This window comes from Candidatus Blastococcus massiliensis AP3, from assembly GCF_000582785.1.
Classification (GTDB): domain Bacteria; phylum Actinomycetota; class Actinomycetes; order Mycobacteriales; family Geodermatophilaceae; genus Blastococcus; species Blastococcus massiliensis.
The window spans coordinates 12,369-28,563 of sequence record NZ_HG931173.1; the positions used below are offsets into that span (position 1 = coordinate 12,369).

Below are 16,195 nucleotides of genomic sequence, written 5' to 3' on the forward strand. Positions count from 1 at the left end.
AGCCGCGCGGCTCGCGCTGGCCGGTGAGCGCGACGGCCACGTGCCACGGCTGCTCCGGCACCGCGCCGAGGACGGCGGCGAGGGTGGCGTCGTCCGGACGGCGGTCGACCCCGGGCAGCGGCGCGGGTGCCCGCTCGCCTCCCGGGAACACGACGCCGTGCTCGAACAGGGCGACGTCGCGCTGACCGCGGGCCAGATTGCGGGCCAGGGAGGCCAGCAGGCCGGGCAGCAGCGTCGTCCGCAGCGCCGGGGCCTCCTCCGACAGCGGGTTGCGCACGGTGGTGACCCGGCGCCGCTCGTCGTCCTCCGGCAGGCCGAGCGCGTCGAGCTGCGGCGTTCCGACGAAGGGGAACGCCGGCGCCTCGACGTACCCGGCGTCGGCCAGGGCCCGGCCGACGCTGCGCCGGCGGCGCTGCCGGTCGCTGAGCCCGCCTCCGGGCGGGGCGGTCGGCAGGATCGAGGGGATCTCGTCGAAGCCGCGGAAGCGCACGACCTCCTCGACGAGGTCGGCGGGCTCGGTCAGGTCGCCGCGCCAGGACGGCGGGGTGACGCGCAGCGCGTCGCCGTCGCCCTCGACCACCGCGCCGATGGCCTCCAGCGCCTCGACGACCTGCCCGCGGGTGTAGTCCACGCCGGCGATGCGGCCGGGTCGTCCGGCGTCCAGGTCGACGACCGGCCGGGGCGCGCGGGTGTCGACGTCGACCGGGGTGCCGACGACGCGGGCACCGCCGTGCTCGACGAGCAGGCCGGCGGCGCGGGCCAGCGCGACGACCGTGACCTCGGGGTCGGTGCCGCGCTCGAAGCGCTTGCCGGCCTCGCTGGGCAGCCGGTGGCGGCGCACGCCGCGGGAGATGCCGGTCTGCTCCCAGTGGGCCGCCTCCAGCAGCACCCGCCTCGTGCCGTCGCCGATCTCGGTGGAGGCGCCGCCCATGACACCGGCCAGGCCGATGGGGCCCGACTCGTCGGTGATGAGCAGGTCGTCCGCGGTCAGCGCGCGATCGGCGCCGTCGAGGGTGGTGAGCCGCTCACCCGCCGTCGCCCGCCGCACGGTGATCGGCCCGCGCAGGGTGTCGCGGTCGAAGGCGTGCATCGGCTGGCCGAGCTCGAGCATCACGTAGTTGGTGACGTCGACGGCCAGCGAGATGCTGCGGACACCGCACTGGGTGAGGCGCTGCCGCAGCGCCCAGGGGCTCGGCGCCGCCGGGTCGAGGTCCTCGAGCGCGAGCATGGAGAACCGGTCGCAGCGGTCGGGGTCGGCGACGGCGACCTCCCACGCGGGAGCGCCGGCCCACTCGGGCAGCGGCAGGTCGGCCGGGTCGCGCCACGGGACGCCGAGGGTGGCGGCCAGGTCGCGGGCGATCCCGCGCATCGACATCGCGTAGCCGCGGTCCGGGGTCACCTCGAGGTCGAAGACGACGTCGTCCAGGCCGAGCAGCCCGGCGGCCGGAGTGCCCGGCTCGTAGCCGTGCTGCCCCAGCACCAGGATGCCGGCGTGGTCCTCGCCGATGCCCAGCTCGCGGACCGAGCAGATCATTCCGTCGGAGACGCGGTCGTAGGTCTTCCGCGCCGCGATGGCGAAGTCGCCGGGCAGGACGGCGCCGGGCAGCGCCGCGACGACCAGGTCACCGACGGCGAAGTTGCGCGCACCGCAGACGATGCCCTGGGGGTCGGCGGCGCCCACGTCGACCTGGCAGTAGCGGATCGGCTTCTTGAAGCCGGTGAGCTCCTCGATCTCCAGCACCCGGCCGACGACGAGCGGACCGGTGGTCGCCGGTGGCCGGACGATCTCCTCGACCTCGAAGCCCAACCGCACGAACGCGTCGTCGAGCTGCTCGACCGTCATGCCGGCCGGGAGGTCGACGAGCTCGGACAGCCAGCTGACCGGGACCTTCACTGCTCAACTCCGAAAGCCTTCGTGAAGCGGATGTCCGCCTCCGCGATGTCGTGCATGTCGGACAGGGCGGAACGGAACTGCAGCGCCCGCTCGATGCCCATGCCGAAGGCGAAGCCCGTGTACTCGTCGGGGTCGATGCCGCAGGCGCGCAGCACCCGCGGGTTGACCATCCCGCAGCCGCCCCACTCGACCCACTGCGGGCCGTCGCGGTGCTCGGGGAACCAGACGTCGAACTCCGCCGAGGGCTCGGTGAACGGGAAGAAGTGCGGCCGCCACCGCGTGCGGGCGTCCGCGCCGAACAGCTGCCGGGCCAGGTGGTCCAGCGTGCCGCGCAGGTGGGCCATGGTCAGCCCCTTGTCGACGGCGAGGCCCTCCACCTGGTGGAACACCGGCAGGTGCGTCGCGTCGAGCTCGTCGGTCCGGTACGTGCGCCCGGGCGCGACGATGTAGATCGGCGGCGTGCGGGACAGCATCGTGCGCGCCTGGACGGGGCTGGTGTGCGTGCGCAGCACCAGACCGGAACCCTCGGGCGCGACGAAGAAGGTGTCCATCATCGAGCGCGACGGGTGGTCGGGGCCGATGTTGAGGGCGTCGAAGTTCAGCCACTCGGCCTCGAGCTCGGGCCCCTCGGCGACCTCGTAACCCATCCCCACGAAGACGTCGCCGATGCGCTCCATCAGCGTGGTGATCGGGTGGCGGGCGCCGCGGGGGGCGCGGTCCCACGGCAGCGTGACGTCGACCCGCTCCTCGGCCAGCACGCGCGCGTCCCGCTCGGCCTCGAGCTGCTCGAGCCGCTCGGCGTAGCGCTGCTTCAGCTCCCCGAGGACGCTGTTGAGCCGCTTGCCGGCGTCGGAACGGGCAGCAGGCGGCAGGGCCCCCAGCTCGCGGCGGGCCAGCAGCAGCGGCGCGCGGTCGCCGAGGTGGTCGGGCCGGACGGCGGCCAGCTGCTCCAGGTCCGCGGCCGCGGTGAACGCCGCGACGCCCCGGGCGAGGGCGTCGTCCAGGGCCTCCTGGGACAGCGCGGCGACCTGCTTCGGGTCGTACGGATCGTTGGCGCCAGACACGGGAGGCCATTCTGCCCGCCGTCGGGCACCGCCCGCGCCTGGGTTCCGGGCGCGCCGCCGCCGGGCTGCCAGAACGCCCGCTCGTCGCCGCCGTCGTGCTCAACACCCTGCCGACGTGGATCTCCCCCTTCGGGGTGGGGTCGGCGGGCTCGGCTTGGCCCCGGACGCCCCCGCGCCGATGGGACGACGTGCTCCGAGACCCCTCCCACTCGCCGGCCGCCGCGCTCGACCGCGTGCTCGCGGGCCAGATCCGAAGCGTGTTCCAGCCCATAGTCGACCTCGACAGCGACGCCGTCGTCGCCTACGAGGCGCTCGCCCGTGGGCCGGAGGGACCGCTCGAGCGCCCCGACGCGATGTTCGCCGCCGCCCGCGCCGCAGGCCGGCTGCCCGAGCTGGACGAGGCCTGCCGGGCCGCGGCATTCCGGGGCGCGGTGAACCACGGCCTGCTGGCCCCCACCACCGTCTTCGTCAACGTGGAGCCGGAGGTGCTCGACACCGCCCCGCTGGCCGACCTGCTGGCCATCGCCGCCGCCACCCCGCGCGAGCTCCGGATCGTGCTGGAGGTGACCGAGCGCGCGCTGGCCGCCCGGCCCGCGGAGCTGCTGCGGACGGTCGAGCGGGTACGCAGCCTCGGCTGGGGCATCGCGCTGGACGACGTGGGCGCCGACCCGATGTCGCTGTCGTTCATGCCGCTGCTGCGGCCCGACGTCGTCAAGCTCGACCTGCGCCTGGTGCAGGGTCGCCCGGGGCCCGCGGTGGCCCAGGTGATGAACGCGGTCAACGCCTATGCGGAGCGCACCGGCGCGCTCATCCTGGCCGAGGGCATCGAGACCGAGACGCACCTGGCCACGGCCCGGTCGCTCGGCGCCAGCCTGGGTCAGGGATGGCTGCTCGGCCGTCCGGCCGACGGCCCGGCCACGCACCGGCGGTCCGGCGAGCTGCGACTGCCCCCGGCGGAGTGCCACTCGAGCCACCACGGCGCCGAGTCGCCGTTCGCCTGTCTGCCGCCGGGCACCCAGCTCCGGAAGGCACCGAAGTCGCTGCTGGTGGAGCTGAGCAAGCAGCTGGAGCGCGAGGCGCTCCGGGTCGGCGAGACCTGCGTGGTCGCCGCCACCTTCCAGGAGTCGCGGCACTTCACCGCCGCCACCGTGCACCGGTACGCCGAGCTGGCCGGTGCCACCGGTTTCGTCTGCGCCGTCGGCGAGGGGCTGGACGTCGAGCCGCTGCCGGGGATCCGTGGCGCGACCCTGGCCCCGACCGACCCGGTGCGCGGCGAGTGGGACGTCACCGTCCTGGGCCCGCACTTCGCAGCGGCCCTGCTGGCTCGCGACCTCGGCTCCACCGGCCCCGACCTGGAGCGCGAGTTCGAGTACGCGCTCACCTACCACCGGACCACGGTCGTCCACGCGACCCGGGCACTCCTGTCCCGCGTCGCCCCCGCCGAGACCCCGCCACCGGTGCCCTCGATCCCGTCACCCCGCAGCGGCGACGTCGACCACCGCAGCCGGCTGGAGGAGCTGACCGGCACCGACCCGCTAACCGGACTGCCCGCCCGGCTGCGCACCCAGGAGCTGCTCGAGGTCGCCACGTGGGACGCGCGCACCGGCGGCAGCGTCCTCGCCGTGGCCACCGTCGACCTGGACGGTCTCGGCTCGGTCGCGGACCGGTTCGGCCGTCCGGCCGCCGACGAGCTCCTGCGCGCGGCGGCCCACCGCCTCCGGGCGCAGCTCCGCCACGGCGACCTGGTGGGCCGGCTCGACGGCACCCGATTCGTCGCTGCGATCCCGGGCCTGTCCCCCGCCACCGCGACGTCCGAGACGGCGCGGATCGCCTCCGGCCTCGCCGAGGCCGTCGGCGCGCCCTTCGTGGTGGCCGGTCGACCGGTCGTACTCGACGTGCGGGTCGGCACCGCCCTGTGCCCCGGGGACGGCGACGACGTCCCGGCGCTGCTGGGCCCGGCCCGGACGCCAGGCGGCGCCGGCCTGTCCTGAGACTCAGGCCTCGGTGGCCCGGTCCAGCAGCTCGACCGGGAACGGCGGCCGGCCGACCCCGGTGACGCGGGTGTTGCCCCAGGGGTCGGACTCCCTGGCCTCGGCGACGCCGGTGCCGTGCGGTGTGGTCAGCTCCAGCCTGGTGCGCGGAGGTACCGCTGCCGCGACGCGCCCCGACCACACCACGGTGCCGGCCAGCGGGTCGAACCGCGCGCCCAGCACGGCCCGCGCCGTCCTCGACGGCTGCCCCTCGACCGCGAGGCCGACCTCGCCGTCGTAGCCCTCGGGTTCCTCGTGCTCGCTCATCGCTTCCTCCGTCGGTGGTCCGGCGTGGACGGTCAGCGCGGCGGGAGCAGCAGGCCGAGCCCGCCGTGGGCCAGCTCGGTGAGCTGGTCGACCAGCTCGGCGGCCGGCACCGTCCGTGCGGCCGACCACCAGTGCGACGCCAGCTGCACCATGCCCACGACCCCGTAGGCCCAGGTCATCGCCGCCTGGGTCTCGCGGCCGGCGGCGGCCAGTCGCTCGGTCATCCTGGCGCCGAGGGCCTCGGCGATCTCGCGCTCCGTGGCGGCCACCAGGTCGGCACGACCGGAGCGGCCGGCCTGGGCGTAGGCGAAGCGGTAGAGCTCCGGCTCGTCCTCGATCAGCGACACGAACGCGGCGATCACGGCCCGCAGGGAGGCCCGGTCGTCGGCCCGCTCGACGAGCAGCTCCCCCATCAGCCGGGGAAGCAGGATGGCGTCGGAGATGCGGCCCAGCACCGCGTCGACGAGTTCGTCCTTGTCGGCGAAGTACCGGTAGATGACGGTCTTGGACACCCCGGCGCTGCGCGCGACGTCGTCCACCGCGAAGTCCGGACCGGCCAGGCGCACCGCCTCGACGGCGGCGGCGACCAGCTCCTCGCGCCGCGCGCGCCGGTGCTCGGTCCACCGGGACCGCCGCCCGTCGGGGGTCGCCGGCACGGCGACGGGCGGGGTCTCCACCACCGGTTGCATGTGTTCCACGGTAACAGCTACCTTTCGTCACGCCGCACTCGACGTCCATGGGGAGCCCGCCGATGACCGCCACACTGCCGTCCGGCACCACCGAGCACGCAACCGCCACGCGCAAGGCGCCGGTCGATCGGGAGGCGCTGTCCACGCGGCTGCTGGGCTCCGCGGCGAAGAAGTCCTACGACCCGCTGGTCGACATCGACTGGGACGCGCCGATCCCGGAGCACCTCTACGGCCTGTCGCCGGAGTGGTCCAGCCTCTACGGCACCTCGCTCTGGGACCGGCTCACCGAGGAGCAGCGGGTCACCCTCACCGTGCACGAGTACTGCTCGATCTCCGGCGTCGGCATCTGGTTCGAGTGCCTGCTCATGCAGCTGATCCTGCGCGACATCTACGGCGACGACCCGGCGCAGCCGCACGTCCAGTGGGCGCTGACCGAGATCGCCGACGAGTGCCGGCACTCCGTCATGTTCGCCCGCACGGCCGAGACCTTCGGCGCCCCCTCCTACCAGCCGCCGAAGCGCATCCTGCGCCTCGGCAAGGCCTTCGCGGCCCGGGGCTACGGGCCGGCCGCGTACGCGGCGATCCTGGTCGCCGAGGAGATCCTCGACATCTTCCAGCGCGACCTGATGAAGGACGAGCGCGTGCAGCCGCTCACCCGGGCCACCAGCCAGATCCACGTCGTCGAGGAAGCCCGGCACATGCGGTTCGCCCGCGAGGAGGTGGCCCGCCGGACCCCCGAACTCGGGCGCCTGCAGCTGCGCCGGCACCGCACGGTCGTCGCGGCCGTAGCGGCGATCGTGGCGGACAACCTGGTGCAGCCCGAGGTGTACGCCTCCGTCGGGCTGGACCCGAAGACGGCCAAGGAGGCGGCACGCAACAACGAGCACTACGCCGCGAAGCTGCGCGAGGCCTCGGCGGGCCTGGTGTCGTTCCTGCGCGAGGTCGGGCTCATCGGCGGGCCCTCCGAGCGCCTCTGGAAGCGCGCCAACCTCATCTGAAAGAGGACCCCGTCCTCCCCGCACCTCGCGAGCTCGGGACGGTGCCCTGGACGGGGCCGTCCGCTGGGCACGTGACGCCTCAGCGTTGCGCGAGTTGCGTCGCGTAGAGGCAGATGGCTGCGGCGGCGGCGAGGTTGAGGCTCTCCGCCCGGCCACGCATCGGGACCCGCACCCGGGCGTCGGCGAGTGCGGCGAGCTCCGCCGGGACGCCGCGGGCCTCATTCCCGAACAGCCAGAGCACCGGCCCGGCCAGCCGATCGCCCAACCCGTCCAGCGCCACCTCTCCCCCGCCGTCGGCGGCCAGCACCGTGCCGCCGGCGCGCTGCCACGCGGGCAGGAACTCGTCGAGAGGCGCGCCGCGCACGACGTCGACGTGGAACAGGCTGCCGGCGCTGGCCCGCACGGCCTTGCCCCCGTAGGGGTCGGCCGAGCCGGCGCCGAAGACCACCGCGCCGGCGCCGCAGGCGTCCGCGGTGCGCAGCACGGTGCCGGCGTTCCCCGGATCGGCGAGCTCGGCCAGCGCCACGGCGAGCCGCGGCGGCGCGGCGAGCACGTCGTCGGCCGGCACGTCGCGCAGCGCGCAGACGGCGATCAGGCCCTGCGGGGTGACCGTCTCGGACAGCCCGGCGGCCGCCTTCTCGGTGACCGGCCGGACCGGCACGGCTGCGGTGGCGAGCAGGTCGCGGTGCGCGTCGATGGCGGCCTCGGTGGCGAACACCTCGCGGACGCCGTCGGGGCCCGCCAGCGCCTCGGCCACGGCCTGGCGCCCCTCAGCGAGGAACAGCCCCGCGGCGTCCCGGCCGGCGCGGCGGGTGAGCTTGCGCGCGGCGACGATCCGCGCCGACCGCTCGGTCAGCACCTCGGTCACGTGGCTCCCCTCGTCGAGATCTGCACATTCGCCTGCTTCCGGTCTGAAGGGGGCGAGTGTGCCGATCTCGCCCCGGACAGACGCCGACGCCGCCGGTGCCGGCCCGTGCGGACCGGTCACCGACGGCGTCGGCCTCGTCCAGAGGCTCACCCCGAGCGTGCGAGGGGTGAGGAGGACGGGGTGTTTCTTTACGCGGCCTGGGCGCCGGTCGCCTGCGGGTTCGCGGCGAGCGCCGCCCGGGCGGACTCGACGAGCGAGGCGAACGCAGCCGGCTCGTTGACCGCCAGCTCGGCCAGGACCCGACGGTCCAGCTCGATGCCGGCCAGCTTGAGCCCCTGCATGAACCGGTTGTAGGTCATGTCGTTCAAGCGGGCCGCGGCGTTGATCCGGGTGATCCACAGCTTGCGGAAGTCGCCCTTGCGGGCCTTCCGGTCGCGGTAGTTGTAGGTGGCCGAGTGGAGGATCTGCTCCTTGGCCTTGCGGTACAGCCGCGAGCGCTGACCGCGGTAACCGCTGGCCTGCTCGAGGACGCTACGGCGCTTCTTCTGGGCGTTGACCGCCCGCTTCACGCGTGCCACGTGAGTGCTCCTGTCTTTCTAAAGGTCAGATGGAAAGGGGCGCTCAGAGGCCCAGCAGCTTCTTCATCCGCGGCGCGTCGGCCGGGGACAGGACGCCGATGCCGCTCACGCGGCGCTTGCGGCTCGAGGACTTGACCTCGAACTTGTGCTGGTTGTTGGTGTGCTCGCGCACCAACTTCCCCGAGCCGGTCACGCGCACGCGCTTGGCCGTGCCCTTGTGGGTCTTCTGCTTCGGCATGTCCCTCGTCCTGTTCGTCTGGATGTCGCTGCCGCGCGGCAGCGCGGAGCTGCAGCACGGCACCGGCCGTGTTCGGTCCTGCGGTCGATCGGGCGCCCGGTCAGGCCTGCGCGGCCTGCTCCTCGTTCGCCGTCCCGGACGCCGAGGCCTTCTCCGCCTTCGCGGTCCGACGCGCGGCGTCGGTGGCGGCCTGGTTCCGGTGGGGAGCGATCACCATGACCATGTTCCGTCCGTCCTGCTTGGGGTTGGACTCGATGACGCCCAGCTCGCTGACGTCGGCGGCCAGCCGCTGGAGCAGCCGGTAGCCCATCTCCGGTCGCGACTGCTCGCGGCCACGGAACATCACGGTGATCTTGACCTTGTCGCCGCCCTTGAGGAAGCGCTCGACGTGGCCCTTCTTGGTCTCGTAGTCGTGCGGGTCGATCTTGAGGCGCAGCCGCATCTCCTTGATGACGGTGAGCGCCTGGTTCCGCCGGGCCTCGCGGGCCTTCTGGGCGGACTCGTACTTGAACTTCCCGTAGTCCATGAGCTTCGCGACCGGCGGCCGGGCCATGGGAGCGACCTCGACGAGATCGAGCTCCGAGTCCTGGGCCAGACGCAGCGCTTCGCCGATCGACACGACGCCGACCTGCTCGCCCTCGGGGCCGACCAGGCGGACCTCGGGAACGCGGATACGGTCGTTGATGCGGGGCTCGGTGATGGCCTCTCCTCTGCTCTTGCCTGTGAGGAGCTCACCCGATCCGGGGCCGGAGAGCGACGAAGGCCCCGCGAGCGTCAGCTCACGGGGCCCACTCTCCGGTCGCACGCGCCTGGGGCACGTGCGGGTCACGACAGCCGACCGGGGCCGGTTCTCGCGATCCGGGACCTGAGCGCCTGGATCGGCGTCAGGTGGGAGCGGGCTCCTCTTGGATCAGCGGCCCGGGGCGGGGCCGCTGGATGGTTCGCGCGCCTCATGTAGCGGGGGGAGGCACGCCCACCTTACAGCGTCGCGCCCCCGCCGGTCATTCCCCCCAGGTGAGGTGAGGGAGCGGCCATCCTCCAGGGACCCGCGCCGAGCGTGCGAGGTGTGGGGGGGAAGGGTGGTCCTTCGTCAGTCGTCGTAGAGGAGCGGCGGGCGCACCGGGTCCTTCGCCCGGGCGGCGGCGTGCAGCGCCCGCAGCCCCTCGATGGCCCGCACCGCGTACTCGCCGTCGGCGGCCTGCAGCCCCAGCAGCGAGACCTCGTCCCCGTTCTCCAGGGCCAGGGCTCCCCACGCCGACCTCCGGTCGAAGCGCACCCCCCGCACCGCCTGCCACGGGAACGCGTGGTTCACCAGCAGGTTGCGCACCCGGACGCCGTCGGCGTCGGCGTCGACGCGGGAGCGGCCGAGGAACAGGACGCCGACCGCGAGCAGCACGCCGATGCCGGCCAGGGCGATCTGGTCGAGGAGGCCGTAGTTCACGACGGTGTTGGTCGTCGACGGCAGGGACAGCGCGACCACGGCCATCACCACGAGGACCACCACGGCGATCCCGGCGAGGATCAGCCGCAGCTTGCGCGGCACGGCCGTCACGGGTCCAGGGGTGTCGAGGGCGGGGCCGGACATGCCCCCATGGTGTCAGCACCCGCGGCGCGGCCGGCTGGCAGAGTGCGGGGACGTGGAGATCACCGGCACCGCCCAGCACGAGGCCTGGCAGGCCCGTTCCCTGCCCCCGGTCGAGCGGATCCGGGAGAACCTGTGGTCGATCCCCGTGCCGATCCCGCACAACCCGCTCCGCTACAACAGCATCTACGCCTTCGCCCTCGACGGCGGCGGCCTGGGGCTGATCGACACCGGGTGGGGCAGCGACGAGTCGTGGGCCGCCCTCACCGGCGGGCTGGCCGCCATCGGTGGGGACGTCGCCGACGTGCGCGGCGCCCTGGTGACCCACCTGCACTTCGACCACCTCGGCCTGGCGGGACGGGTCCGCGAGGCCAGCGGCGCCTGGATCGCGATGCACCCCGCGGACGCCGCCATCGTCGACGGCCTCACGACCGCCGGCGCGCAGCACGCCGTCGACACCGAGGTCGAGTTCCTCGTCGGTCTCGGCGCCGACCGGGACGAGGCGGTCTCCGACGTCGGCAGCCCCGACGCGATGGGCGGCTGGACGTCCATGGCCGTGCCCGATCGGCTGGTCGAGGACGGCGACCACGCCGACTTCCCCGGCTGGCGGCTGCGCGCCGTCCACACCCCGGGGCACACCCCCGGTCACCTCTGCTTCGCCGAGGAGAGCAGCCGGCTGTTCTTCTCCGGCGACCACGTGCTGCCGCGGATCAGCCCCAACATCTCGACCGGCGCGCGCGGCGGTGACCCGCTGCGCGACTTCCTCGACTCGCTGGCCGCCGTCCGCGACCTGGACGCCGAGGAGGTGCTGCCCGCCCACGAGTGGCGGTTCCGCGGCCTGGCCGACCGGGTCGACTCGCTCACCGCCCACCACGAGCACCGGCTCGCCGAACTGCTCACCGCGATCGCCACGCACCCGCACTCCACCCCGTGGCAGCTGGCCGCGCACCTCACGTGGTCGCGGCCGTGGGAGCAGTACGAGCGACGGATGCGGATCTTCGCCGTCACCGAGACCGACGCCCACCTGCGGCTCCTGGCCAGCCGCGGTCTGGTGGTCAGCAGCGGTGGCCCCGTGCCCACCTGGACACCCGCGGTCCGGTGACCCGGCTCGCCGGTCCCGGCGAAGGGCTGCGTGCCGATGCCACCCGCGTGCACCTCGCCGGGCTCGCCCCCGGCCGGTCCGACGTTTGCGCGCGTCCTGGACTGCGCATCCGCTGAACCGGGACGACGTGGATCGAGATGACGGTCGAACGGCGTCCGGGGCATGGAGAAGGCGTGTCGTGAACCGCAACCGACCGGCGGCACCGAGCGTGCCGCTCTCCGACGAGCTGGCCGGCGTCTTCGCACGGATGTCGGGGCTCCTGCTCTCCACCGAGACCGTGGAGACCTCGCTGAGCGTCCTGAGCTGGCTCGCGCACGAGACCGTCCCCGGCTCGGCCGGCGCCGGTGTCTCCCTCATCGACGACCGGCGGCGGATCTCGTCGGGAAGCACCGACGACCGCGTGCGGGACGCCGACGGCCGGCAGTACGAGTTCGACGAAGGTCCGTGCCTGTCCGCCGCGCAGACCCGCGAGCTCGTTCACGTCGAGGACGTGGACGAGGACGGCCGCTGGCCCCGCTGGGCCGACGCCGTCCGGCCGCTGGGCCTGCGCGCCGCACTCAGCGCTCCGCTGGTGGTCGGCGAGCGGGCGCTGGGGGCCATCAAGGTCTACGCCGACCGGCCGCACGCCTTCGACCGGCGCAGCGAGCAACTGCTCACCCTATTCTCCGCGCAGGCCGCCGTCCTGGTGTCGAATCTGCAGACGTCCAACCGGGCCGAGCGGCTCAGCGAGCCGATGCGGCAGGCGTTCCGCGACCGCGACGCCGTGAACATAACCAAGGGCGTGCTGATGGGCCGGCAGTCCCTGGACGAGCAGACCGCCCTGCGTGCGCTCATGGCCCGCGGCGAGCAGGACGGCATCACGCTGGCCGAGGCGGCTCGCGTCGTCGTCGACTCCGCCGCCCGGCGGCGGCGGTAGTGGTCGCCGGAGGAGGACTGCGGCCCGACGGGCGGCGTTCGGCGCTGGCCGCCGGCTTCACGCACGCCGGCCTCACGCTCGACGAGCTCTGGATGCGGTACTTCGCGCTCGGTGGCACCGCCGACCTGATGGAGGTCGACGCCTACCTGTCCCAACTCCTGCCGCTCCCCGACGGGCAGCACGACCTGCTGGCGCATGCGGTCAACGAGCGCCTCGAGGAACTCGTCGCACCGCACCGGGTGCCCTACACCCGGGTGATCCGTCAGGCGCGCCCGTCGTCCGGACCGCTGGCCGCGCTCTCCGGCCTGCTGGGTGCGGCCGGCTCGTCCCCGCCCGAGCGTCTGCCCGGGCTCGCCGCCGAGGCCGGCCGGCTGATGGGCGTGGGCGTGGTGATGCACCTGGTCGACCACGAGCAGCGGGCCCTGGTCCGGATGGCCGGCCAGGCGGACGGGAAGCCGTCGTCGCAGGGGATGGACAGCACGATGGCCGGCCGGGCGTTCCGCTCCCTCCGCGTCGTGGCCTCGGAGCGTGCCGGACGACCCCGGCTGTGGGTCCCCCTGCTCGACGGTGCCGACCGGCTCGGCGTCCTGGAGGTCCGGCTGGACTCCGCGGCCGAGCTGTACGACCCGGCGCTCCGCGAGCAGTGCTGGTGGCTGGCCTCGCTGCTGGGTCACCTGGTGGCGTCCATGGAGCCGTACGGGGACGAGCTGGAGCGTCCGCGTCGGAACCGTCCCCTGTCGCCGTCCGCCGAGCTCATCTGGCAGCAGCTGCCCCCGCTCACGGCGGCCACGGACTCCTTCGTCCTCGCCGGCAGGCTGGAGCCGAGCTACGACGTCGGCGGCGACGCGTTCGACTACGCACTCTCCGAGCCGACGGTGTCGCTCGGCATCTTCGACGCCGTCGGTCACGGCATCCACGCCTCGCTGATGACGGCGACAGCCCTGGCCGGCTACCGCAGCGCCCGGCGCGACGGCCGCGGGGTGTTCGACCAGGCGCAGGCCATCGACGACGTGGTGTCCGTGACGTTTCCCGGGAGCGCGTTCGTCACCGGCGTGGTCGCCGAGGTCGACGTCGGCTCCGGCCGCCTGCGCTACGTCAACGCAGGGCACCCACCGCCGCTGCTCCTCCGCGAGGGGCGGCTGGTCAAGGAGCTCGACGGCGGCCGCCGCGTGCCGTTCGGGGTGGACCCGCAGGGACTGACCGTCGGCCAGGAGATTCTGGAGCCCGGCGACTGGCTGGCGCTCTACACCGACGGGATCACCGAGGCACGCGACGCGGCCGGATCCTGGTTCGGCGAGGAGCGGCTCGCAGAGTTCCTCACCCGCGCGATCGCCGCCGGCCAGCCTCCCGCCGAGACCGTTCGCCGGCTCACCGACGCGGTGCTGCGCCACCAGGGCGAGCTCCTGCAGGACGACGCGAGCATCCTGCTGGCCCGGTGGAGAGGGCCGTGACACCGCTCACTCCTCGACCGGCGCCACCCCGTCCGGACACATGGCCGTAACGCCGTGCCCGCACCATGGGCGCATCGGCCCGAGGGGGCTCTGTGACCGAGGGGGCTCTGTGACCGAGGGGGCTCTGTGACCGAGGGGGCTCTGTGACCGAGGGGGCTCTGTGACCGAGGGGGCTCTGTGACCGAGGGGGCTCTGTGACCGAGCACGACCAGGAACCGGCGGCTCCGCCGGAGCTGCCGCTGGCCGGCTACACCGTGGCGGTGACCGCCGCCCGCCGCAAGGAGGAGCTCGGCGCGCTGCTGGACCGGCGCGGGGCCCGGGTCGTCTACGCGCCGGCCATCCGCATCGTGCCGCTGTCCGACGACACCGAACTGGTCGCGGCCACGCGCCGCGTGCTCGAGCGGCCGGTCGATCTCGTCGTCGCCACCACCGGTGTCGGCTTCCGCGGCTGGCTGGAGGCCGCCGAGGCCTGGGACCTGCCGCTGGTCGAGCACCTGCGCGGCGCCCGGGTGCTGGCCCGCGGACCGAAGGCGCGCGGCGCGATCCGCGGCGGCGGCCTGGTCGACGCCTGGTCGCCGGAGTCCGAGTCGTCGGCCGAGGTCCTCTCTCACCTGCTGTCCGGCGCGGAGGGGCCGCTGGCCGGTCGCCGGATCGCGATCCAGCTGCACGGCGACCCGCTGGCCGACCTCGTCGCCGGCCTGCGGGAGACCGGCGCCGAGGTGCTCACCGTCCCCGTCTACCGGTGGGTGCTGCCCGAGGACGTCGCCCCGGTCCGCCGGCTCGTCACCTCCGTGATCGGCGGAGCCGTCGACGCGGTGACGTTCACCAGCGCCCCGGCCGCGGCCAGCCTGCTCGCCGTCGCCGACGAGCTGGGCCGGCGGGACGACCTGGTCGGCGCACTGCGCGACCGGGTGCTCGCGGTCGCCGTCGGCGCGGTCACCGCCGGGCCCCTGGAGGCCGCGGGCATCCCGACCCGCCAGCCGGAGCGGGCCCGGCTGGGGGCGCTGGCCCGCGAGGTCGTCGCCCGGCTCCCCGAGCGGGATCCGGTGCTCGAGCTCGGCGGCCACACGCTCCAGGTGCGCGGGTACGCCGCGGTCGTCGACGGGCGGGTGGTGGAACTGGCCCCGGGGCCGATGGGCGTGCTGCGCGCGCTGGCCCGCCGTCCCGGCTCGGTGCTCTCGCGGGCCGAACTGGTGGACTGCCTGCCCGGCGGCGGGGACGGGCACGCGGTGGAGATGGCCGTCACCCGGCTGCGGGCGGCGCTCGGGGCCCCGCTGATCGGCACCGTCGTCAAGCGCGGGTACCGGCTGGCGGTCTGAACTCCTACCGCAGGTCGAGCCGCATGAGCACCCGCGGGAAGCCGTTGAGCACCGACGTCGTGTCGGCGACCTTGGTGAACCCGGCGCGCTCGAACAGCCCGCGGGTGCCTACGTAGGCCATCGTCAGGTCGACCTTGGCGCCACCGTTGTCGACCGGGTAGGACTCGACCACCGGCGCCCCGTTGGCCCGGGCATAGTCGACGGCGCCGGCCACGAGGTAGTGGGCCAGGCCCTGGCCGCGGTGGCCCGGCCGCACCCGCACGCACCAGAGCGCCCAGACGTCGAGATCGTCGACGTGCGGGATCTTCCGGTTCTTCGCGAAGCTGGTGTCGGCCCGGGGATGGACCGCCGCCCAGCCGACCACCTCGTCGCCGTCGTAGGCGAGCACCCCGGGCCGCGGCTCCTCCCGCACGAGCTCCCGGACCCGCTCCCCCCGGGCGCGCCCCACCAGCTCCTGGTTCTCCTTCGACGACATCAGCCGATAGCTCAGGCACCAGCACGACTGGGCGTCCGGCCGCTTGGGGCCCACCATCGTCGCCACGTCCTCGAACACGCTCGCCGGCCGTACCTCGATCGCCATGCCGGCATCGTGGCAGCGCCCACCGACAACCTGCCCCCGTCGCGGGCAGGCGGACAGGGTTCCGCCCTCAGCCGGAACGCGTCGTCCGCACCCGGTACAGGTCGCGCAGCAGGGCGATCTCGGCGCCGTGGTGCGCCAGCTCGTCGAAGGCATGCACCACGAGATCGGCCCAGCTGGACCGCGCGAAGGGCCCCCAGGCCGGCCCGAGCTCGTTCCAGATGCCGTCCTCCCCCTTGGCGACGGCTGCCTGCCGGAACGCCGCGGCCGCGATGCGCAGGTCGCGCACCGCGGTGGCCGCGTTCCCGTGCCACTGCGGGCCCGCGACCTCCAGCGGCCGGCCGGGCCACTCCTCGAGATAACTGGCCAGGCAGTCGGAGGCGATGTGCCAGATCCGCCAGGCGATCGTGGTGACCGGCGCCGGATCGGGAGCCGGGCGGTTCGGGTCCGCCGTCCACCCGTCGCCGGTGGGGTGCACCGTCCAGCCGCCGGGCGCCGGCTGCCACAGGTACTCGTCGTCGGTGAGGCCGGCCAGCCGCTGCTCGAGGCGCTCCCAGGCCGCGTCCCATCCGGTCAGCAGGATCGGGAGCACCGCTCGATCCGTCATGCCGCCGCACGTTAG

Annotated in this window: 17 protein-coding genes; 6 read left to right on the plus strand and 11 right to left on the minus strand. The window is 74.4% G+C overall.

From position 1 onward, the window contains the following. Both pheT and pheS read right to left on the minus strand, forming a co-directional pair. Positions 1-1,894, minus strand: a 1,894-nt coding sequence (gene pheT, locus BN344_RS00060) for a phenylalanine--tRNA ligase subunit beta (RefSeq protein ID WP_040336540.1), incomplete at its 3' end; no start/stop codon positions are given. Further along, positions 1,891-2,958 (minus strand): phenylalanine--tRNA ligase subunit alpha, encoded by a 1,068-nt coding sequence (gene pheS / locus BN344_RS00065; RefSeq protein WP_040336541.1) that lies wholly within the window; start codon positions 2,956-2,958, stop codon positions 1,891-1,893. The genes pheS and pheT, both read right to left, overlap by 4 nt. A gap of 233 nt (positions 2,959-3,191) precedes the next feature. Between pheS and BN344_RS00070 the strand changes: the two genes are divergently transcribed. After that, on the plus strand, positions 3,192-4,949 hold the full coding sequence (locus tag BN344_RS00070; RefSeq protein ID WP_269319887.1) for an EAL domain-containing protein: 1,758 nt from the start codon (positions 3,192-3,194) through the stop codon (positions 4,947-4,949). 3 nt (positions 4,950-4,952) lie between these two features. On the opposite strand, the gene BN344_RS00075 is transcribed toward BN344_RS00070, so the two are convergent. After that, the gene (locus BN344_RS00075) at positions 4,953-5,255 is read right to left on the minus strand and encodes a DUF4873 domain-containing protein (protein ID WP_051515368.1); all 303 of its coding nucleotides are present in this window, start codon (positions 5,253-5,255) and stop codon (positions 4,953-4,955) included. Positions 5,256-5,287: 32 nt separating this feature from the next. Next, positions 5,288-5,944, minus strand: a complete 657-nt coding sequence (locus tag BN344_RS00080; RefSeq protein ID WP_081788276.1) for a TetR/AcrR family transcriptional regulator — start codon at positions 5,942-5,944, stop codon at positions 5,288-5,290. Positions 5,945-6,006: 62 nt separating this feature from the next. Between BN344_RS00080 and BN344_RS00085 the strand changes: the two genes are divergently transcribed. Next, positions 6,007-6,942, plus strand: a complete 936-nt coding sequence (locus tag BN344_RS00085) for an AurF N-oxygenase family protein (RefSeq protein ID WP_040336542.1) — start codon at positions 6,007-6,009, stop codon at positions 6,940-6,942. A gap of 79 nt (positions 6,943-7,021) precedes the next feature. Here BN344_RS00085 and BN344_RS00090 read toward each other — a convergent pair whose 3' ends face one another. The 5 genes from BN344_RS00090 to BN344_RS00110 all read right to left on the minus strand — a co-directional run bounded on the left by BN344_RS00090 (position 7,022) and on the right by BN344_RS00110 (position 10,211). Beyond that, entirely contained in the window at positions 7,022-7,810 is a 789-nt protein-coding gene (locus BN344_RS00090) for a TrmH family RNA methyltransferase (protein ID WP_040336543.1), read from the minus strand. Positions 7,811-7,998: 188 nt separating this feature from the next. Next, positions 7,999-8,388, minus strand: a complete 390-nt coding sequence (rplT, locus tag BN344_RS00095) for a 50S ribosomal protein L20 (RefSeq protein WP_040336544.1) — start codon at positions 8,386-8,388, stop codon at positions 7,999-8,001. Between the two features lie 43 nt (positions 8,389-8,431). Next, positions 8,432-8,626, minus strand: a complete 195-nt coding sequence (gene rpmI / locus BN344_RS00100; protein WP_040336545.1) for a 50S ribosomal protein L35 — start codon at positions 8,624-8,626, stop codon at positions 8,432-8,434. A gap of 100 nt (positions 8,627-8,726) precedes the next feature. Further along, positions 8,727-9,431, minus strand: coding sequence for a translation initiation factor IF-3 (infC, locus tag BN344_RS00105; RefSeq protein WP_231486374.1), 705 nt, complete (start codon positions 9,429-9,431; stop codon positions 8,727-8,729). Between the two features lie 285 nt (positions 9,432-9,716). Next, positions 9,717-10,211, minus strand: coding sequence for a PH domain-containing protein (locus BN344_RS00110; RefSeq protein ID WP_040336546.1), 495 nt, complete (start codon positions 10,209-10,211; stop codon positions 9,717-9,719). 52 nt (positions 10,212-10,263) lie between these two features. Between BN344_RS00110 and BN344_RS00115 the strand changes: the two genes are divergently transcribed. The 4 genes from BN344_RS00115 to BN344_RS00130 all read left to right on the plus strand — a co-directional run bounded on the left by BN344_RS00115 (position 10,264) and on the right by BN344_RS00130 (position 14,996). Continuing rightward, complete coding sequence (locus BN344_RS00115) at positions 10,264-11,310, plus strand: MBL fold metallo-hydrolase (protein WP_040336547.1); 1,047 nt, start codon at positions 10,264-10,266, stop codon at positions 11,308-11,310. Positions 11,311-11,488: 178 nt separating this feature from the next. Beyond that, positions 11,489-12,226: a GAF and ANTAR domain-containing protein gene (locus BN344_RS00120; protein ID WP_040336548.1), complete on the plus strand. Its 738-nt coding sequence runs from the start codon at positions 11,489-11,491 to the stop codon at positions 12,224-12,226. Then, positions 12,226-13,677, plus strand: a complete 1,452-nt coding sequence (locus BN344_RS00125) for a PP2C family protein-serine/threonine phosphatase (RefSeq protein WP_231486375.1) — start codon at positions 12,226-12,228, stop codon at positions 13,675-13,677. Before BN344_RS00120 ends, BN344_RS00125 begins: the two co-directional genes overlap by 1 nt. A 194-nt stretch (positions 13,678-13,871) precedes the next feature. Next, complete coding sequence (locus BN344_RS00130) at positions 13,872-14,996, plus strand: uroporphyrinogen-III synthase (RefSeq protein WP_051515370.1); 1,125 nt, start codon at positions 13,872-13,874, stop codon at positions 14,994-14,996. Positions 14,997-15,000: 4 nt separating this feature from the next. Here the strand turns inward: BN344_RS00130 and BN344_RS00135 are convergent, their stop codons facing one another. After that, complete coding sequence (locus BN344_RS00135; protein ID WP_040336549.1) at positions 15,001-15,576, minus strand: GNAT family N-acetyltransferase; 576 nt, start codon at positions 15,574-15,576, stop codon at positions 15,001-15,003. Positions 15,577-15,643: 67 nt separating this feature from the next. After that, positions 15,644-16,180, minus strand: a complete 537-nt coding sequence (locus tag BN344_RS00140) for a DinB family protein (RefSeq protein WP_040336550.1) — start codon at positions 16,178-16,180, stop codon at positions 15,644-15,646. Positions 16,181-16,195 lie beyond the last annotated feature (15 nt).